The following is a 17,803-nucleotide window of genomic DNA, read 5'->3' on the forward strand; positions in this document are numbered from 1 at the left end:
AGATGAAACCAATTGTCCAAGGAGTTGAGAAGATGCCAGTTCAGCATGGAATAAATCGTGCGCCTATGATCGATGTTCTAATACCTGCGATCGAAAAAGATTTGAGCACCCTCCCTCAAGTTATCGATAGTATTCGCCGTTATGTGCGACACCCGATTGGGCAGATTTATATTGTTTCCCCGACCAGCAACAAAATCAGAAACCTTTGTTCCCGCAAAAACTGCATTTTTGTTAACGAGCGATCAGTCCTGCCTATCACCAAAAACGATATAAATTATCAATCATCCCGCTGGGATCGCTCAGGCTGGTTATATCAACAACTGCTTAAAATGAACGGGGATCACATTGTGAGTGCGAAGCACTTTCTGGTGATGGATGCGGATACGGTGCTCATCAAACCTCATTCATTTATTGTTGAAAATAGGACGGTATTTTACTGTCGCGACTGGAGTCAGCCAGAATATTTCAACACCTATCGCAAGCTGTTAAACATGAAAGCGCCTCGCCCACGCTCTTTTGTCACCCATTATATGCTGTTCGAAAAATCGAAACTCTCTGCTTTGAAAAAGAAAATTGAAACGATTCATAAACTGCCATGGTACAAAGCGATTATCTCAACGATCAATAAGAAGAAGCAGTTTGGATTCTCTGAATATGAAACCTATGCCAATTTTATGTATTCGAAAAACCCGGCCAGCATGATCCTAAAGAGTTCCATGAATAAAAGTCTGAACATGAACGCTTCTTCGTTAAAAGAACAACAATTTCGAAATTTTGCGCTTAAATACCGATCTCTTTCCTTTCACAAACGTAAAATCTATAGTAAAACTCCCCGAGCTTAAGGAGGAAGGCAATGCATATCGTACTGCTATGTGGCGGCGCAGGCAAAAGGCTTTGGCCGCTGTCCAATGAGCTTCGCTCCAAGCTGTTCGTGGATATACTTCCGTCACCTGCAGGTGGAAGAGAATCCATGATCAGCAGAGTATGCCGCCAGCTTGACAGCTCAGGCCTACTGGACTCAACGCTCATCATTTCCCATCAGGACCAGACTGACATTACCACCCGTCATACCAAAGGCAAGATACCCGTCATTGGAGAACCTTTTAAGCGTGGGACTTTTACTGCAGCTGCCTTGGCGACCTTGTATCTGAAATCCTCCGGAGAGGCTAAACCTGACGATATGATTTGTATCGCGCCAGCGGATGTGTTCGCAGATGAGGACTTTTTCATGAGCTTCAAATTACTTCCCGATATATTGAAACAGACTCAGGCCGATATCGTTTTAATTGGGACAAGGCCCACATATGCCTCAGAACAATATGGATACATCCTGCCAGGAAGAAAAGAACCTAATGGTTATGCACCGGTTACAAAATTTATAGAGAAACCTGAATTGCATGTCGCTGAAACCCTGCTGCAGCATGGCGCATTGTGGAATTGCGGGGTGTATGCTTTCTCTCTTGCGTTTATGTTGTCCCACATTGAAAAAAATGGCCTTCCGGTTCATTACGAGCAATTGTTAGCACTGTATGAACAGTTGCCTGAACGCAGTTTTGACAAACAAGTTGCTGAACCAACCCAACGGGCTGTTGTACTGCCATATGAGGGAGTATGGCAGGATGTCGGGAGCTGGGATGCACTGTGTAATCAGTTGGATTCCAATGTATTGGGACACGGCAGAATTTCCGAATCCTCCCCGGATTCCTACATCGTTAACGAACTCCCCTACCCAATCCACGTCATCGGAGTCCCTGGTATTATCACTGTCGCAAGTCCGGACGGAATTCTCATAGCCAACAAAAAAGATTCAAATGAAATTAAAGAGCAATTGGGCAGTATTCCACTGCAACCGATGTACGTTGAGGCAACTTGGGGCAGCTATCGCGTCATGGAGAGATCGGTCGAAGACGAAAATACAATCGTAACCACATTGAATATGACGCTTTTGCCTGGCAAACATATCGGATTACGCCTGCATCGATTAGGGTGCCGAGCATGGACTGTAATTTCAGGCAGTGGGCAGGTGCTTATTAACGGGCAGATCAGGCAGGTAACCCCAGGCAATCAGTTTGCGATTACCTTGAATAGCCTCTTTTCTATCCTGGCCGAAACCAGGATGGTAATTCTTGAGGTCCAGCTTGGTGTACCGGAGAATGAGGAACGAATGATTTATGAAGCAGAGGATTGGAAGGTAATGATAGATCGTGCTGGATCTTATAAACCAGCGGATTAATGCAAGATGAAGAAAAAAGCCGCCCATATGGCGACTTCGTATGCTTTCAGTGCTTGTCATGAATAATACTTCGTTTACCTTTGAACCTGCTTCTTAATTGCAAGCAAAAAGAGGGTGTCCCCAGCGGCCTGAGCCAGCTCCAAAGGAACACCCTCCCGTTTAATATACTTCTTAACACTTCCGAATCATCGATTCCGAGGAATGCTTCTACTTCCATCTCTCAACACTCATAACCGGAACTGCTGAATTACGGGAATGGAGCTAAGAATCGCTTTGCGGACCTCGAGAAACTGACGTTCCTGTCTAAATATATAATTAATAAGGACGGTCACCAATAATGGAAATCCGCTCCGCTACGCGACGGTTTGGATAATAATCGGAAGAAGCGTAATGCTGGGTTGAACGGTTATCCCAGAGCGCAATTGAATTTTTCTCCCAATGGAAGCGCACTTGGTATTCCGGAATTTCTGCCTGACGGAACAGGTACTGGAGCAGCTCCTCTCCTTCCTCCTCATCCAGACCGACAATTCGAGTCGTAAATACCCGATTAACAAACAGGGTTTTTCGCCCCGTCTCCGGATGCGTGCGAACAACCGGATGCTCGGCTGCAGGGAATTCCGCCTGCTTCTGTGCCAGCAGCTCAGCCGGCATTGACCGCCCGAAGGTTGGCGTGAAATCGTGAATGGCCTTCAGCCCGTCAATGCGCTCCTTCACCTCATCTGGAAGGTTGTCATAAGCAGCGCCCATATCCGCCCACAGCGTATCCCCGCCTTGCGGCGGCACCTCGGACAATCGAAGAACGGCACCCATGGAAGGCTCAAGACGCCAGGTGACATCTGCATGCCAGTTGTTCTCCTGCCCCTTCATATTCGCATCTTTCTCAAAACGGGTAATCACCGCTGCCGCACCTTTTGGCAGGAACGGATGATTCTCAAGTTCTCCCCCTTGTCTCGCAAAATTCAGCTGCTGCTGGCTAGTAATGTCCTGGTTGCGGAAGAAAAGAACCTTCCATTCCAGCAATGCACGGTGCAGCTCAGCCTTAACCTCTGGCGACACATGCTCCCTTAAGTCAACGCCTTCAATCTCGGCGCCAATAACAGGACCAAAAGGCTTGAGCGTGAATAACGTGTAAGGACGGTCTTCCAATCCTTCAGCCAAACGCTGCAGGAAACGCGGCCCTCCTTGTATCGTGCGTTTCGCTAAAAGATCAATTTGTCGGGATGTGTCTACGGTTAATTGAGTCATGGTTAATCGCTCCTTTTTAGATCAATTGATTTATTGGGACAGCTTCTCAAGAAAACTCATCTGGACATGACCCTGGAAGCTAATCTTATTCTTAATGAGCCACCACCGTTACCCGCGCTATAACTGATACGTCTGTCAGCGTGAAAGCCCGAAACTTGTTTCTTTTCATGTGCTCCCTTTTCTTCAACTAAACTTTACCTATATGCTTGATCGGATTTAGAGAATAAAAGAAAGATTCGATTGCCTATCCTCCCCTGTGATCAGGTAAAAGGTTAGGAAATCGAATCTCTGGTCGTCCAGTCGATTCTTCATTCTTTTTGTTCGACAAATTGACATATTGATCAATTTGTCATTTTATAACTGTGATAATACCAGCTGATTATTTTGCTGTCAACCATTTTTTGGATTATCCCAACCCGGTTGGTTTACTTTTTTACAACAAGCCTCAGCATAATATCGGCGGCATGATCGGAAGGCTCGCCGAAGCCGCGGTAACCCCATATCGATGTGCTTTGAAACAGCGACAGCAGCAACGTAGCTAGTTCAACCGCATCTCCTTCCACGATTGTACCCTCCGCCTGCCCGTCACGTATAATGTCAGCGAGCAGGTCACGGTTAGCCTGTGCTTTCTGATTGATCTCCGCTTTATCCTCCGGATTTAACACTTCGGTCGCCTGCGCCTGCAGTACGATCCAGAAATTCGTGGACGTACTGCCCTTCTGTATGTATTGTTCGATGAGCCAGCTAAGTTTGTCCAATGCTGTTCCGCTGCCGCCGCGGGCTTCGAGCAGCAGCTCGGTATATCTCTCCTGTGAAGACTGTACAAGCGCCAATAGGATCTTCTCCTTGGATTCAAAAAAATTATAAACATGACCGTAGCTTAATCCCGCTTCGGTCGCAATATCGGATATTTTCGCTACGGCTACGCCGCGCACGGTAAATACGGAAGCCGCTGCCGACAATATCTGATTGCGGCGCAGTTCCCTCTGCTGCTGGTCTTTGATGACGTTCCTGGCCATAATATCTGCTCCTTCGCTATGGTCTGTTTAGCTCTTGAAGTTAGATGCGGATTCCCGCTCGGGTTATTACAAGTGAAGAAAAAGCATAGCAGCGACAATTATACATCCGAATAGGCCCTATTTAGTTACAGCAAGATTTGAAAAGTGCATTTTTAACCTCTGTGTTATCTTGAGATCATTCAACATAATTCAAAAAGAACGGAGGGCATGAAGTCCATTATGGTAGTTAATATGCTGAATCAATCGGCAGTTTTTTGATAGGTGCATAAATGTGGAAGGCAGATTGGAAATTGTGAATATCATCAAAAGCTTGAATGAGCTCAATATGTGAGTCCTCTGTTTCCTGTCTGGAAATTTTCAAAAATCTTGCATAATCAGTTTTAAGGATATCTCCAATTTCAAGGAGATCACCGAAATACTTGAATTTGGCACAGAAGAGTTGTGGTACGTCAATAGTAAAGTAAGAATCTTTATTGATCTGAATGTCATATGGGATTCCAAACAGGACTCTAAAACGGGTTGAATTAGGCAGGCAATTTGAATAGATGATATAACATGGGCCACTTACTGTTTCATCAATTGACTGCAATAATTTGTCGGAATGAGAGCGAATTTTTGACTTATAATCATCGTCAGCCAGATCAACTTCAAAAGCTATTCCGGTAACCCGTATGGATTCAAAGTCTGTTAGGGTGAAGTCCGTGACAATATCACCATTGATGTTCTTTACAGGTCTTTTGACCACTGAAGGCATTGGTGTTTGTGGGATTTTCATATTCTGTACTCTTAGAGCGCTCGGGGTTATTCCATATTGGCGTTTAAAAGCTCGAGTAAATGATGATTGGGCTCCAAAGTTAAGCAGGTACGAAATATCTGTAAGGGATAATTGATCGGATTGTATGAATTGTAGTGAAGCGTTCAATCTTCTGGAAAGTATGTAATTGTTTAAGGAAGAACCTGTTATGGCAGAAAACAGTCTGTGAAAGTAATATTTCGACATGTTGGCTGTATCCGCTACAGAATCTAATGATAAGGGCTGATCTAAATTGTTCTCAATATGGAGTAGAGCGCTCTCTATGACTGCGTAATGGTCCATAATAACCTCCAATCCATTTTTCAGGGTCTGCAATGATATACCTAGACAGTAACTAATCTAAGGAGGTAAGGTAATGACGCAAGACAGAAGGAATGGAATTATAATCGGGATTTTTTATATTGTTGCTGCAGTCACTTCAGTTATCGCTGTGATCTCTTATGAGCCGGTATTATCTGAACAATGGTACTTGTCCGTGGCAAATGGTTTTAAAACAAAGGTCTTGCTCGGCGTACTTAACGATCTCATACTCGTTCTAACTGCAGTTGGTACATCGGTTATGCTGTTCCCTTATCTTCGTCGTTGGAATGAACAACTCGCGTTAGGATATCTATGCTTTCGATTCATGGAAGCTGTGCTTATTGCCGTTGGTGTGGTAAGTATACTAGGTTTAGTGCAGCTTAGTATATATTATGAAGGAAAAAGCTTAGCAAGTATAGAAAATCTTAAAGAGCTCGGTTACATGCTGCAAGCTTTTCATCGATGGACATCAATGTTAGGTCCTAATTTTATGCTCGGTATTAATACCGCACTGTATAGCTATTTACTTTTTAGAACAAGGTTGGTTCCAAGAACGTTAGCGCTATCTGGCATTATTACTGCTACACTTGTATTTGTAGCGGGTCTTTTAGAAATGTTCGGTATTATCGAACCTCTTTCTGCAGTAAAAGGAGTGATTGCTCTTCCAGTTGGCGTATATGAGTTGAGTTTGTCTGTATGGTTAATTGCAAAAGGATTTGACATGAAAAACCTCAAGAAACTAGAAACGAACTAGGGATGTAGTCCTCCATATTTAGCTTACCCACCTCACCTTTACGACACTTAAATCTTTTGAATTGCCATTTCAATTGGTAATCATCTAGACCTTCTTTTCGATCTGTCTCTGAATTAAAAATGTATACTGAAATATACTCTTTATAACCTTCTTTTACAGTTAGTGGAGACACAGAAAACCTGCTGGCGTTAACGTTATTTAATATCCAATCATTATTCAATTTCTCTTCAAACATATCAATTCCCTCCGTTTTTAAGGCGGCTGTCACTTTTTCCAAAGTAAGCTTGTTTTCGTTTTCCGTCACAAGTTTCACTTGATCATTCACATTCACTGGCTCATTTCCCGTTTGATTAGAAAAGCATCCAGTTAGAACGAAGCAAATGCTTATCAGTTTAAATATCTTTTTTTTCATTAATAATCCCCCTTATCATCCGTTATCGACGTTTCGAAATGGAGGAAGGTTGCTAAGATAAGGAATTATAATATTATGTATACCCTGCCCATTAACTTGAACAAAAGCAGCCGATCAAAGTGATTAGCTGCTTTCTTGGTATTATCCAAGCTATAAGTCAATTTGAAACTCTCAAGCCCTTACTCTGAATGAAACATCTAAGAATGGAACAGGTTCTTTTAGTTTGTTCGCAACATAGCTCCAAGAAATCCTCCCTGACTCAAAACTTGCCTTACTTATTATTGTCCAGATCGGAAATTCATGTTGGATTACATAGGTCATATCATCAACTCTTCGTCTATCGGATATTCCCATAGTCCCAGTTTTCCCTTCGCTGGAATATAGGGCTTCAGCTGACGGAAACCCGCTATTTCCCAGGCAAAATAACCTGGACTGTAATCGCCTAACAGTAAGTCCTCACCCGTCACAACCTTCCCGCAATCCAGAATGGCTGACGAAGGATTAGCGTCGATGACTTGATAACAATTGGAAAGCTCGCAAGTTGCAAGGATAACCCCCGTAGGGAGGTTTTGTTCCGTATAGCCATTCTTGGCGAGTAAAGAACGTATGGGTTCATATTTGCAGGCCTGTTTATCGACTTTCTTGCTTGCATGAATGGCCAACGGACCGCGATACCGGGTCTTCCAGGATCTTGTTTCATAGAGAGTCTCGCCCAGGACAAGCAGAGTAGCCCATGGTTGAATCATAGATAATACTTTCATTCCTCTACCGCTCCATTCCTGTTCATAATGGATTACTATTCCCCAAACATCCTCGAGACTTTCCATCCCCGTATGATGCGACTCTAGAAATAAACCGAAACCTCCCTGCTTAAATTACATCAATTCAAATGAACAACAAAAAACCGTTGATCATCAGATCAACGGCTTGTTAATAGCGGACAGAGCAATTTTATTACTGTTCTTTATACACGCGTACATAATCCACTTGCATCGTCGCCGGGATATCGGAGGCGTTCGGAGTACGACCCCCGTCAAAGTTTCCGCCGATTGCTAAGTTCATAATGAGGTAAAACGGCTCATCGAAAGGTGCATTCGGATTATTCGGTGCAGCTGCGGAATACCACTGCTGGTTGGTCACTTTATAGTAAAACTTGCCGTCTACATACCATTTAATGTTGTCCTCTTCCCAGACTACCGAGTATACATGATAATCATTGGCAAACGTTTGCCCTTCCGGGAAGTGATAATCGCCGCCCGAATACTGGTTCCCGGGCCATTGTCCACCAAAGTGAATGGTACCGCTTACTGATCCAGGCAGACGGCCTCTCGCTTCCATCACATCAATTTCACCTGATGCAGCCCAAGTGCCGTATACAGAGTCTTGTGGAAGCATCCACAGTGCTGGCCATACACCATCACCTGTAGGTAGCTTGGCACGAAAATCGACTCTGCCGTACTTCAAGGACAATTTATCCTTGGTGTTAATCTTGCCAGAAGAATACTGGGCATACCGATTCGGATCCTGCGGGAAAGATTTGCTATCGTTCATGGCTTTGATATTCAGCTTTCCGTCCTGTACATATACATTTTGGGTGCTGTTCGTGTAGTGCTGCAGCTCTGCGTTACCCCATCCCCATGTAGCGGGATCGTTATTGAGATAATAGCCTGTTTCATAGTTCCATTTGCTTGTATCCAGCGTAGTTCCGTTAAACTCATCCTGCCAGATGAGGTTCATGCCCGCAATTGCCGGGTTGGTTGGCGTTCCGATGGAGATATCCTCCTGATCGGATACATCCGGACGCGGAGCATTTGGATTGCCGATAAAGGTATAGTTGACGAAGTTGTTGCCGATATTTCCGCCCGCCTGTCCGTTCAGTGGATATCCAATACGGATCTGCATATTTTCTTGGATGGGCTGGAACCAAAGACCATAGATATAATCGGACCAGTAACCCCACTGGTTGGCATCGGACATATTGTTGTACCCATTACCGGAGTATGCAAATTTGCTCTGGCTGGTGTTACTCAGATCAACCCATTGCCCGTTGATGTTAATCTGGTATACAAAATTGCCAAGCTCCTTGGCGATGGGCGCCCCCCCATCAATTTTCGGAAGCGGCACCCCAATGGAACCATTTGCATCTGCGGTGAAGGTTGTTCCTTCATAGGGTGTAATCACATATGAATTTCTTGTAGGTTCATTAAACGTAATGGTATAAACAAGATTAGCCGAAGAAGTCTTTGATTCCAATTTGACATTAATCGACTCCGTTACGTTAAACCAATACCCGCCTCCGCCATCCGTGAATTGGCCAAAATTGTGATCGTAGATCCAGCCGCTTGCTGCGTTATTGTCAATATCAATCCAGGTGCTGCTGTTAACAGGTTTGACATACACCTTCAAGTCATCCGCAACAGCTTCATAAGTGACCGCAGGATCATTGTTGAACGTTGGATATGTAAAGCCTGCACCGCCTGTGAAACTAGCTGTGATTTGTGGACCTTGTGTCGCATTCATCGCTGTGATGGTCGTTTTGTTGATGTTTTGGAATACAAGCTGATACTCCAGCTTCACACCATTCGCTTTGGAGTACAGTTGAATCTCGGTTGTTGCGGAGAGGGTGAACCAATAGCCATTGAAGCCGCCATCGCTCCAGTGCCCCCAGTTTTGGTTATAGATATAACCACCTGCCTGGTCGATATCAACCCAGTTGCTGCCCACTTTTACATTAACGCCTACATCATTGTAAACATCATTCCATGTCGCGGTGCCTCCATTGAACTTAGGCATAACAAATCCGTAGCTGGCCTTGCCCACCCCTGATTTTGAAATGACAGGCCCGTCTGCTGGTGAGAAGTACTCCATTGAGGTTACGGTGGTTCCCGCAGCCTGAACCTCTGAAGCTGGGAATATGCCCACACTAGCCAGCATCACAACTACAAGGAACATACCAAGTACCTTTTTCATAAACCGTTTCTCCGTAAAGTGAGATGGTTTCATCATTGCCCTCCTCTTAATGAAATAATAGCTTCTCCCAATCCATGCGCATCAAGGAAATCGCTTACATGAGAGATGTCTTTATTCTATCGAATAGATTAATTTGCTGAAAAGGTACAATTGTTTTTGTGATATCCCAATTTTTTGGATTTTGATTCAATCGTCATATTGAACGAGGGAGATTGTCTGTTTAATTATGCTGTTTCATGGTATAGCGTTATCGTATTGAGCTTTGTGCTCTGCCTTCTGCCGCATCATCTGTCGGTACTCTGTCGGTTGAATCTGCATCACAAGTCGGAACGCGCGTGTGAAGCTTTTGTAGCTTTCATAGCCAACCATAGCAGCCACCTCAACAATTTTATGATCGGTTTCGGCGAGAAGCCGCCGGGCTTTATCCAGACGAACATCTCGCAGGTATTCAGCAAAACCTTTACCAATATTCTTCTTAAACAGATTTGAAAAATAAGCATAATTGAGCGACACATGATTGGATACCATCGCGAGGTCCAGCGGTTTGTGGTAACTCTCGTGGATAAAACGAATGGCTTCATTTAGATCCTGTGAATGGCGATAGCTGCACTTATAGTCATAATAGAACTGATTCAGCCGAAGCAGCTGCTGCTGTAATGCTTGTATATAATCACGCATCCCTTGATAATCAAAGAGATTGCGCAATGATTCAAGGTCCAGCTTTTCTTCCGCCATATAAGGGCGGATAACCCGTTCGTATTCCTCCATCATCTCAACGGTGGCAGTGCAGAGCTGTTGGGTATAGCGAATAGGATAGCGTTGCAGCACCTTTTTGTGAAATATTGCAGAAATACCCTGAGTAATGATTCCACTGTTATCTGTTCCAACCGACTGAAAAAGTTCATATAAGTTTTCATAGGGAAGCTGCCACTGCTGCTCCATATGCTCAATATGTGATGGGAAGATACTGTACTGATCAGGAAACAGGTAGCTGTGGCGATAAAGGTCAAGCACTTGGTTATAGCTGTTTGGTAGTTCTTTTAACCCCTGAACCCGGTTAGTCATGGCCGTTTTGGCAGTGATCTTTCCTTCCTTGAGCGCTGCAGGCAAAACACTTGGATCGATGGACGCATCCACCGCAAGGATCAAATATGGACGATGCTGCAGGCAAATACAACCTTCTCTGCCAAACACACGATAAGCAATAGCTTCCATGCTATGGGCGCTGCTGGCTCCGGGCTGGTTTATGCAAGCTTCCTCCCGCAGCAGCGCTAGGCGATAATTACGCCATAACGCATCATTTTGTTCCTCAATCTGAAGAATCCATGCGTCATCACTTAACGCACCTTGCATAAACATTCTTAATTCTTTACGATCTGTCTCTTGAGCGAGACGGGATACATGCTGCATATTATGCGTAATTGCCTGCCGAGTCTGGATCTCTTGCCATATATGCTCCAGGGAATTTTGCAGATCCTCTCGCTTCAAAGGTTTAAGCAGGTAGCCCTTTGCCCCAAGCCCGATCGCTTTCTGGGCATATGTAAAATCACTATAACCGCTGATAATGAGGTATTCCACATCCATGTACTCCTCTTTGGTTTGAGCCATGAGTGCCAACCCATCCATATCCGGCATCCTAATATCGGTAATAACGATGTGAATGCTATGCTGCCGCAACAGGCGCAGCGCCTCCATCCCGCTCGCGGCACAGTATATGCTGTTCAGCTCCAGAGGAAATTGATGCAGCATGGCCTGCAGGCCGTCACGAATGTGTTTTTGATCGTCCACAATCAGGATATTAATCATGCTCTACCACCCTCCAAGATTACCATTTTTCCAAGGCAAACGTATCGTTACACAGGTATATGCGCCTTGCATACTATCAATCCAAAGACCGCAATGTTTGCCATAATGAAGCTGCAACCGCTTATTCACGTTTTCCAAACCAAGTCCGCTCCTGCTAGTAACCAACGGCGTATCCGATTCGCTCCGCAGTACCGCCTGAAGAAGGTGTAACATATCAGGCTCTAACCCCTCTCCGTCATCTCTGATGTTAATGAAAAGCAGATTGTCATCCTCCACAGAAAACGTAATTTCTATAGATACTCTGCCGCCTGAAGGTGCCCCGTGATGAATTGCATTTTCGACGATGGGCTGCATACACATCTTGGGAATGGCGTAGCGAAGGATCTCCTGAGGAAGATCTGCCGTCATAACGATACTGCCGCCTTCCATAAAGTTGATAAATTCAATATAACTCTGGATATTGGCAAGCTCCTCACGAAAAGCAACGGTATCACTGCGCCACTGCATGCTGTAGCGCAGCTGGGAGCCGAGCGACACCAATGAATTGGCTATAGCAGGCTGCCTCTGTACCTCTGCCACCATGCGGATCGATTCCAGCGCGTTATATAAAAAATGGGAGTTAATCTGCGAATGCAGGGAGTGCAGCTGTGCGTTTTTCGCAATTAATTGCTTATCCACGACCTGTGTCATTAGTCGTTTGACCTCATGTAACATTTTATTGTAGTTCACCGCAACCTCATCGATTTCATCTCCTCTTTCGTTCTCATCAAGTCCTGTATCAATGATTGCATCCAGCTCGCCTTGCCGTACCTTACGCATGGATACCAGTACGCTGTCCAGCCGCCGGAAAATACGCCGCGTCGTTTGGGATACGAGCAGCATAATCAGCAGCAATACACATAATGTAATCGTTACCACAAATGCATACCAACTGCGCGGCCCCTTCATCAATGCCTGATGAGAAGCAATATCGACCACATAAGTGTTCAACGGAGCGATGTATCGATACAATGCATAGTAGCTCTGATCTCCTACCTTAACCTGAAGTGGGCTTTTCTGCGGCGATACATCCAGCTGGCGATGAATACTGCCAAGGATTCTCTCCAGCCCCTGCCCATACTTCTCAGAAAACTCATGCTGCGGATTGTATACATACTGCGGAGGATCACTTGCGTTCATCAACACCGAAAAGAAGTCCCCCTTGCTCTCCTGGAGCAGGTCGCTGAAAAACATGCTGTGCGGGACTCGCACTTCCATAATACTCGGGCGTTTTTGTTCCTGTCCTTGAAGGCGAACCAGACGATAGTAGGATAAGGTGTGTTCACCATCCCTAAATGAAAATAAACGGTAAGCCGAACCACCTTCATCCCGAAGCTTCGCCCAATAATCCTGCGGGTAAAATTTCTTATAATGATAAATTTCAGGCCAGATTTCATACAAGTTTGGGTTATCGACGTAAAAGCTAAGCTCACTGATCATCGTATTGCTTTGAATAATATTGAGCATTTGCTCAAATTGGTTTTGCTTAAACTTTACCAGGCGCAGTCCATCCACTAGCATATTGGAATGAATAAAATCCACAAATGACTTCTGAGTGAGGGCTGTATTGGAAGCGTTCTCAATCATGTCCATTCTTCTGCGCAATTGATCATTCACCCATGAAACGTGACTGTTTCCCGTTGCCATAGCGTCCTTATATAGCTGCGTTTCTTGCATGCGGATATACACAAAGGATATCAAAATAACAGGTATGGCAATCATCAGGCTAAATGCCAGAAACAGTTTCTGGGATATACGGGCATTGCGATAAAGCTTCCTTAATCTCGTCAGTAGGTATTTCATTCTGAGGTATTCACCACCTTTGGTATACATATATCACCAGTTAGCGAATAGGTGACAATGTATTAGGGTATGGTTATCTGGCTATCTTGGCTTTCCGCATCTCCAGTTCAGCCTGGCGATATTCCATCACCTGGTTAAAGCCGAAATTCACACGACGGACCAGAAAATTTTCGAAAATTTTATCAAAAGCAGCTTCATCCTTCGCTGTAATCAGTTCTGGCAGCACTTCTTCCCAATTCTGAGAAATACGTGACCAGGCTAACGCTATATCAGAATCACCTACAGGGTCTAATCCCTTATAGATGCCGCTGTCCAGATCGGCCTGTTGGTTGGCGAACTCCTCCATTTGCTTAATGGATGGGGTATGCTCTGGTCTCCACGGGTTAACGAAGGCAGGATTTCGCAGCATCCAATAGGTATCCATTATGCCATATTCCCTTTCCAGCCGCTCCTTATCCGTGTCATGCAACTGGACCATTGCCTCCGTCAACTGCGGTTCGCCGTTCTCCATCGTCCAGGTTTCACCTTCCTTGCCCAAAAATAAATCCCGTTGGCCTTCTTCGCTGGCCAGGTAGGTCAAAAATCGGATGGCTCGTTCAGGGTTTTTCGTGGATCTGCTAATCATCGTAACCATCCAGCCGTCCATGCTGCCGGGGAACAGTTTGGCGGATTCTCCCCTGCTGTTCCGGGGGCCATCTACAGCGATATAGTATGAACTCTGGTTCGTAAGGACTTCCAATTTCGCATTGAGGTCCGATATGTCTGTCCATTCCCGAATCATCATAAAATATTGGGCATGGTTGGTTTTTTCCTGCACCTGTGCACTGGAGTCGACCAGAAAATCAACATTAATCAGACCCTGCTCGTAAGCAGTACGAAATGTTTTTAGCCACTCGATATAATCGGGATCTGTCATTCGGTCGTATACTTTACCGTTCTGCTCATGGGGGATCGCAAGCAGATTTTGCAAATATTCGGTCATCCCATAGGATGCATTCCCCTGTGCCCAAAATGGACTGATCAGTTGGCCTTTATAAACCGAATATTGATTCTTCAGCAATTGCAGTGCATTTAGAAAACCTTTCGGTGTGCTAAGGTCCGGTTTACCCATCGACTCATACAGATCTTTACGTACGAGAAAGGTTTGGTTCGCTCCCGTCAAGCCGGTTGAACGCATCTGTTCGGGACTGTATGCATCATTGGGAATAACATAGGTATGGCCGTCTTCCTGCCGATACCATTGTAGAACACCATCACCTGCTACCTTGAAAAAGTAAGGATCATACTGGTCGGCTAACTCATCCAGGGCATAGATGAGATTGTTCTCCCGAAGTTTGTTAACCGCACTCTCCCAGGAGCCAATGGTTATCAAATCCGGCAGACTACCGGTCGTCAACATCCGTGATACCATCTCGCTTGGTTCACCAGTGGGTACTGCAAATTCGATATTAACCCCTGTTTTTTGGGTGACATATTTGGAAGTCAGGCTCTCTCCCCAAGTGTGACCATACCATTCGGCTCCAATGAACCACGTTAGATTCACAGGGGTGGTATCCAGCTTCCATGACGGTTCTTCCGTATTCAGGCTCTGTATCTGCTCCGTGAAGTCAGCCTTTGCCAAAGCATCCCTATCTCCCGATGGCTCTGACTCAGAACAACCAGTCAAGCCTGACATCAGACACATCATCAACAAGGCTAAAATATAAGGACTTCGATACATGAACACACCTAAGTGCCTCCTTTCTATACTGGCCTTCTTCCAGTCCCCATCTGCACCAGCATTCCTACTAGTGGTGGTACCACCGATTTTACCACCCTTGGATTAAAATGGAAATAATATAGTGGTCGATTCTCAGATGATCCACATCATTCCCTAACGAAACATCACTTGTACTAAATCTTACAATCGCGATAAGACTGTGAGAATGAACCTGCGCAGATATATGATAGAATCACAATCAGAGGAATTAATGTCTACACAGAAAAAGGGAGGTTTAATACATGAAGAAATCAAACGAAGTATATTGCGTTTCCGATCATCTTGTTATTCGAAAATTCGGTTTGCAGGATGTACATGCATTCTATCAATACCGGGTTAATCCAGATGTTTCCCGTTTTCAATCCTGGGAAAATTATACGCTCCAAGAAGCTGAAGCATTTATTAGCAAACAAATATTACATTCCCCTGATCAGCCCGGGACTTGGTTTCAATACGCAATTGCTTTAAATGAATCGGATCAATTAATCGGTGATTGTGCCATTCACACACTCGTAGATGAACCTCAAATTGTTGAAATCGGATTCACTCTCTCACCTGAGTTTCAAGGAAAAGGATACATGAATGAGGCACTTTGTGCCCTGATTGACTATGTATTCAGTACTCTAAATAAACATAAAATGATCGCTTATACCGATGTGAGGAATACAAAATCGATTCAAGTGCTAGAGCGTTTAGGGATGAGACGTGAAGGACACCTGCTTGAAAATTACAAGTCCAAAGGCTTTTGGATAGATGAGTTTCAATATGCAATGCTGCGATCGGAATGGTTGAACAGGCAACATCAGTGATCTTTTAAGAAATGTAAATGGCGTGCCTGGTTACCATTCCAGGCGTAGATGAAAACAATTTATTTTACATCCAAAACCGAATACATAAGAAACTTAACGACCGTTCTCCAGCAGAACAACTGGAAACGGTCGCAGCTTATAATTTTGTCTTTCTTCCACTGTCTTCTTGACAAGGGATGACTATTTTAGCGGCTTTTATGTGAGTACGATGAAACGACATATTATCCTTTTCGACGGGCTACCCGTTCAATTCCAGCAACGACCGTTTCAAATAGCTGCGCCGGCAGATCATGTCCCATCCCTTCAAGTAACATAAACTCTGCACCCGAGATGGCTTGAGCCGTGTCTTTACCACATGCAGGGACAAACATCGGGTCATCCATACCATGGATAATTAATGATGGAACCGTTACTTTTGCCAAATACGGACGTCGGTCGCCTGAAACGGCAATTGCTGCGATTTGTCGCCCAACACTTCCCGGGTCATAGGCTCGCTGCACTTCCTCTCGAATGAGCGAACGATACTCGTCCGCTTCGAACGGATAGCCGGTGCCGCTAATGCGTTTGGCAAAAGCCAGACTATGAGCCAAATACCCTTCCTCATCCTCCATCGGATTCGGTGCAGGCTGAGTCATTAACGCCATGACTTCCGGGGATGTTGGTGGAAGGTCGGGATTTCCTGTTGTCGACATGATGGAAGTAAGGGAGAGCACCCGTTCCGGGTACCTACTGGCTGCAAGCTGGGCAATCATGCCGCCCATCGAGCGTCCAACGAAATGTGCCTTTCTTATCCCAAGGGCGTCAAGCAGACCGATTGCATCGTCAGACATATCATTAAGTGTATATGGAATATCTGGGCGTTGTCCGGACATAAGTGTGTTTGCAAGTGCTTCAAAATTTAACGTAGGGTGATGACTAAAGTGGGTGGATAGACCCGTATCACGATTGTCAAATCGAATAACTCTAAATCCTCGAGCCACCAACATCTCACAAAATGGAACGGTCCAACGAATCATTTGGGTTCCAAGGCCGGCAATCAGAAGAATGGTTTCGTCCGTTCTGTTGCCATAGCTGTCATAGGCGAGATCAATACCGTTTACTTTCAAGATATTCATTGTAGTTTTCTCCTTCAAATGAAATGAATTTAAGCATGCAATCCTTTTCATGTATACTCTGATATTGCCAAAAAATCGATTTGACGTTGTTCTTAGATCTCTTCCTTTATGAATGCATTCTCGGCTAATGTTTTGATATGGTCTCTGATATCGGGTGCCCAATCGTCAATTAATTGGTAAAAACGATCCTGATTTCCGGCATATAGTGCTCTCAAGGCCTCTTCGTGCTGTGGAAAATCGCCCGCCATAGCTGTCATAAAATGATAACTTGCTTCTTGGGCCAGGCGAATTTTACTCTCACTTGTCCCCGAACGACGAGCTTCATCGATCAGTTTTCGCAAAGTTACAGAGGCTCCACCAGGTTGGGATTTAAGCCAATCCCAATGTCGAGGAAGTAATGTAACCTCTCCAGATACCACCCCCAGCTTGGGACGACCAACCCGTTTTGTTGCTTGCTTGCATTCTTCCTCAGCTGGTGCATGGTCAGCGGGGCTACTCAAACGTTGAAGTACCTCGGCTGTATTTCCCCGAAAATCAACATCGATTGGTTTTCCCGTCAAATCGTTAAAAATAAGCAATTGGGTCAATTTCGTATCATCCAGGCTTTCCTTTACAAAAGCAACAACGTGCTGCAATGTCCCTTTCGCAATGCGCACTCCCCCCACAAAGGCAGTACAGGTTATTTGAGTTAGTTCAGTCTGCATGTTATACCTCCTTACAGCTTC

Annotated in this window: 15 protein-coding genes and 1 pseudogene; 4 read left to right on the forward strand and 12 right to left on the reverse strand. The window is 44.8% G+C overall.

All coding sequences use genetic code 11. The features are described 5' to 3' along the window. Positions 1–32 precede the first annotated feature (32 nt). Positions 33–842 carry a DUF6492 family protein gene (locus tag F4V51_RS15090; RefSeq protein WP_153978626.1) on the forward strand — a complete coding sequence of 270 codons (810 nt, stop codon included), beginning with the start codon at positions 33–35 and terminating at the stop codon, positions 840–842. Positions 843–853: 11 nt separating this feature from the next. Next, positions 854–2,233 carry a sugar phosphate nucleotidyltransferase gene (locus F4V51_RS15095; RefSeq protein WP_153978627.1) on the forward strand — a complete coding sequence of 460 codons (1,380 nt, stop codon included), beginning with the start codon at positions 854–856 and terminating at the stop codon, positions 2,231–2,233. 315 nt (positions 2,234–2,548) lie between these two features. Here the strand turns inward: F4V51_RS15095 and F4V51_RS15100 are convergent, their stop codons facing one another. The 4 genes and pseudogenes from F4V51_RS15100 to F4V51_RS29275 form a co-directional block, all read right to left on the reverse strand. Beyond that, on the reverse strand, positions 2,549–3,478 hold the full coding sequence (locus F4V51_RS15100; RefSeq protein ID WP_153978628.1) for a TauD/TfdA dioxygenase family protein: 930 nt from the start codon (positions 3,476–3,478) through the stop codon (positions 2,549–2,551). A 425-nt stretch (positions 3,479–3,903) separates the two neighbouring features. Then, complete coding sequence (locus F4V51_RS15105; protein WP_153978629.1) at positions 3,904–4,497, reverse strand: TetR/AcrR family transcriptional regulator; 594 nt, start codon at positions 4,495–4,497, stop codon at positions 3,904–3,906. A 226-nt stretch (positions 4,498–4,723) separates the two neighbouring features. Beyond that, the gene (locus F4V51_RS29080) at positions 4,724–5,272 is read right to left on the reverse strand and encodes an effector binding domain-containing protein (RefSeq protein ID WP_236146856.1); all 549 of its coding nucleotides are present in this window, start codon (positions 5,270–5,272) and stop codon (positions 4,724–4,726) included. A 21-nt stretch (positions 5,273–5,293) separates the two neighbouring features. Then, positions 5,294–5,593 (reverse strand): annotated as a pseudogene (locus tag F4V51_RS29275) (helix-turn-helix transcriptional regulator); the annotation flags it as partial. A gap of 73 nt (positions 5,594–5,666) precedes the next feature. On the opposite strand from F4V51_RS29275, the gene F4V51_RS15115 reads away from it, so the two are divergent. Beyond that, positions 5,667–6,365, forward strand: a complete 699-nt coding sequence (locus tag F4V51_RS15115; protein WP_153978631.1) for a DUF4386 domain-containing protein — start codon at positions 5,667–5,669, stop codon at positions 6,363–6,365. Here the strand turns inward: F4V51_RS15115 and F4V51_RS15120 are convergent. From F4V51_RS15120 to F4V51_RS15145, 6 genes are all read right to left on the reverse strand, one after another. Next, positions 6,343–6,777, reverse strand: a complete 435-nt coding sequence (locus tag F4V51_RS15120; protein ID WP_153978632.1) for a hypothetical protein — start codon at positions 6,775–6,777, stop codon at positions 6,343–6,345. The two genes, F4V51_RS15115 and F4V51_RS15120, sit on opposite strands and share 23 nt — an antisense overlap. 317 nt (positions 6,778–7,094) lie before the next feature. Beyond that, positions 7,095–7,538: an ASCH domain-containing protein gene (locus tag F4V51_RS15125; RefSeq protein WP_153978633.1), complete on the reverse strand. Its 444-nt coding sequence runs from the start codon at positions 7,536–7,538 to the stop codon at positions 7,095–7,097. 193 nt (positions 7,539–7,731) lie between these two features. Next, positions 7,732–9,780, reverse strand: a complete 2,049-nt coding sequence (locus F4V51_RS15130) for a glycoside hydrolase family 16 protein (protein WP_236146810.1) — start codon at positions 9,778–9,780, stop codon at positions 7,732–7,734. Positions 9,781–9,981: 201 nt separating this feature from the next. Next, positions 9,982–11,553, reverse strand: a complete 1,572-nt coding sequence (locus F4V51_RS15135) for a response regulator (RefSeq protein ID WP_153978634.1) — start codon at positions 11,551–11,553, stop codon at positions 9,982–9,984. A gap of 3 nt (positions 11,554–11,556) precedes the next feature. Next, positions 11,557–13,395, reverse strand: a complete 1,839-nt coding sequence (locus tag F4V51_RS15140; protein ID WP_162009942.1) for a sensor histidine kinase — start codon at positions 13,393–13,395, stop codon at positions 11,557–11,559. Positions 13,396–13,468: 73 nt separating this feature from the next. Continuing rightward, positions 13,469–15,115, reverse strand: a complete 1,647-nt coding sequence (locus F4V51_RS15145) for an extracellular solute-binding protein (protein WP_236146811.1) — start codon at positions 15,113–15,115, stop codon at positions 13,469–13,471. Positions 15,116–15,396: 281 nt separating this feature from the next. Between F4V51_RS15145 and F4V51_RS15150 the strand changes: the two genes are divergently transcribed. Next, positions 15,397–15,963 carry a GNAT family N-acetyltransferase gene (locus F4V51_RS15150; RefSeq protein ID WP_153978637.1) on the forward strand — a complete coding sequence of 189 codons (567 nt, stop codon included), beginning with the start codon at positions 15,397–15,399 and terminating at the stop codon, positions 15,961–15,963. Between the two features lie 221 nt (positions 15,964–16,184). Here F4V51_RS15150 and F4V51_RS15155 read toward each other — a convergent pair whose 3' ends face one another. Together F4V51_RS15155 and F4V51_RS15160 are read right to left on the reverse strand one after the other, a co-directional pair. Next, positions 16,185–17,078: an alpha/beta fold hydrolase gene (locus F4V51_RS15155; protein ID WP_153978638.1), complete on the reverse strand. Its 894-nt coding sequence runs from the start codon at positions 17,076–17,078 to the stop codon at positions 16,185–16,187. A 92-nt stretch (positions 17,079–17,170) separates the two neighbouring features. Further along, on the reverse strand, positions 17,171–17,782 hold the full coding sequence (locus F4V51_RS15160; protein WP_153978639.1) for a DUF2239 family protein: 612 nt from the start codon (positions 17,780–17,782) through the stop codon (positions 17,171–17,173). Positions 17,783–17,803 lie beyond the last annotated feature (21 nt).

This window comes from Paenibacillus xylanilyticus, assembly GCF_009664365.1.
Classification (GTDB): Bacteria; Bacillota; Bacilli; order Paenibacillales; family Paenibacillaceae; genus Paenibacillus; species Paenibacillus xylanilyticus_A.

Excerpts from the sequence above, each read along its gene's own strand:
- F4V51_RS15090 (WP_153978626.1), top strand. The coding sequence starts at position 33 with ATGCCAGTTCAGCATGGAATAAATCGTGCGCCTATGATCGATGTTCTA.
- F4V51_RS15095 (WP_153978627.1), top strand. The coding sequence starts at position 854 with ATGCATATCGTACTGCTATGTGGCGGCGCAGGCAAAAGGCTTTGGCCG.
- F4V51_RS15100 (WP_153978628.1), bottom strand. The coding sequence starts at position 3,478 with ATGACTCAATTAACCGTAGACACATCCCGACAAATTGATCTTTTAGCG.
- F4V51_RS15105 (WP_153978629.1), bottom strand. The coding sequence starts at position 4,497 with ATGGCCAGGAACGTCATCAAAGACCAGCAGCAGAGGGAACTGCGCCGC.
- F4V51_RS29080 (WP_236146856.1), bottom strand. The coding sequence starts at position 5,272 with ATGAAAATCCCACAAACACCAATGCCTTCAGTGGTCAAAAGACCTGTA.
- F4V51_RS15115 (WP_153978631.1), top strand. The coding sequence starts at position 5,667 with ATGACGCAAGACAGAAGGAATGGAATTATAATCGGGATTTTTTATATT.
- F4V51_RS15120 (WP_153978632.1), bottom strand. The coding sequence starts at position 6,777 with ATGAAAAAAAAGATATTTAAACTGATAAGCATTTGCTTCGTTCTAACT.
- F4V51_RS15125 (WP_153978633.1), bottom strand. The coding sequence starts at position 7,538 with ATGAAAGTATTATCTATGATTCAACCATGGGCTACTCTGCTTGTCCTG.
- F4V51_RS15130 (WP_236146810.1), bottom strand. The coding sequence starts at position 9,780 with ATGAAACCATCTCACTTTACGGAGAAACGGTTTATGAAAAAGGTACTT.
- F4V51_RS15135 (WP_153978634.1), bottom strand. The coding sequence starts at position 11,553 with ATGATTAATATCCTGATTGTGGACGATCAAAAACACATTCGTGACGGC.
- F4V51_RS15140 (WP_162009942.1), bottom strand. The coding sequence starts at position 13,395 with ATGAAATACCTACTGACGAGATTAAGGAAGCTTTATCGCAATGCCCGT.
- F4V51_RS15145 (WP_236146811.1), bottom strand. The coding sequence starts at position 15,115 with ATGTATCGAAGTCCTTATATTTTAGCCTTGTTGATGATGTGTCTGATG.
- F4V51_RS15150 (WP_153978637.1), top strand. The coding sequence starts at position 15,397 with ATGAAGAAATCAAACGAAGTATATTGCGTTTCCGATCATCTTGTTATT.
- F4V51_RS15155 (WP_153978638.1), bottom strand. The coding sequence starts at position 17,078 with ATGAATATCTTGAAAGTAAACGGTATTGATCTCGCCTATGACAGCTAT.
- F4V51_RS15160 (WP_153978639.1), bottom strand. The coding sequence starts at position 17,782 with ATGCAGACTGAACTAACTCAAATAACCTGTACTGCCTTTGTGGGGGGA.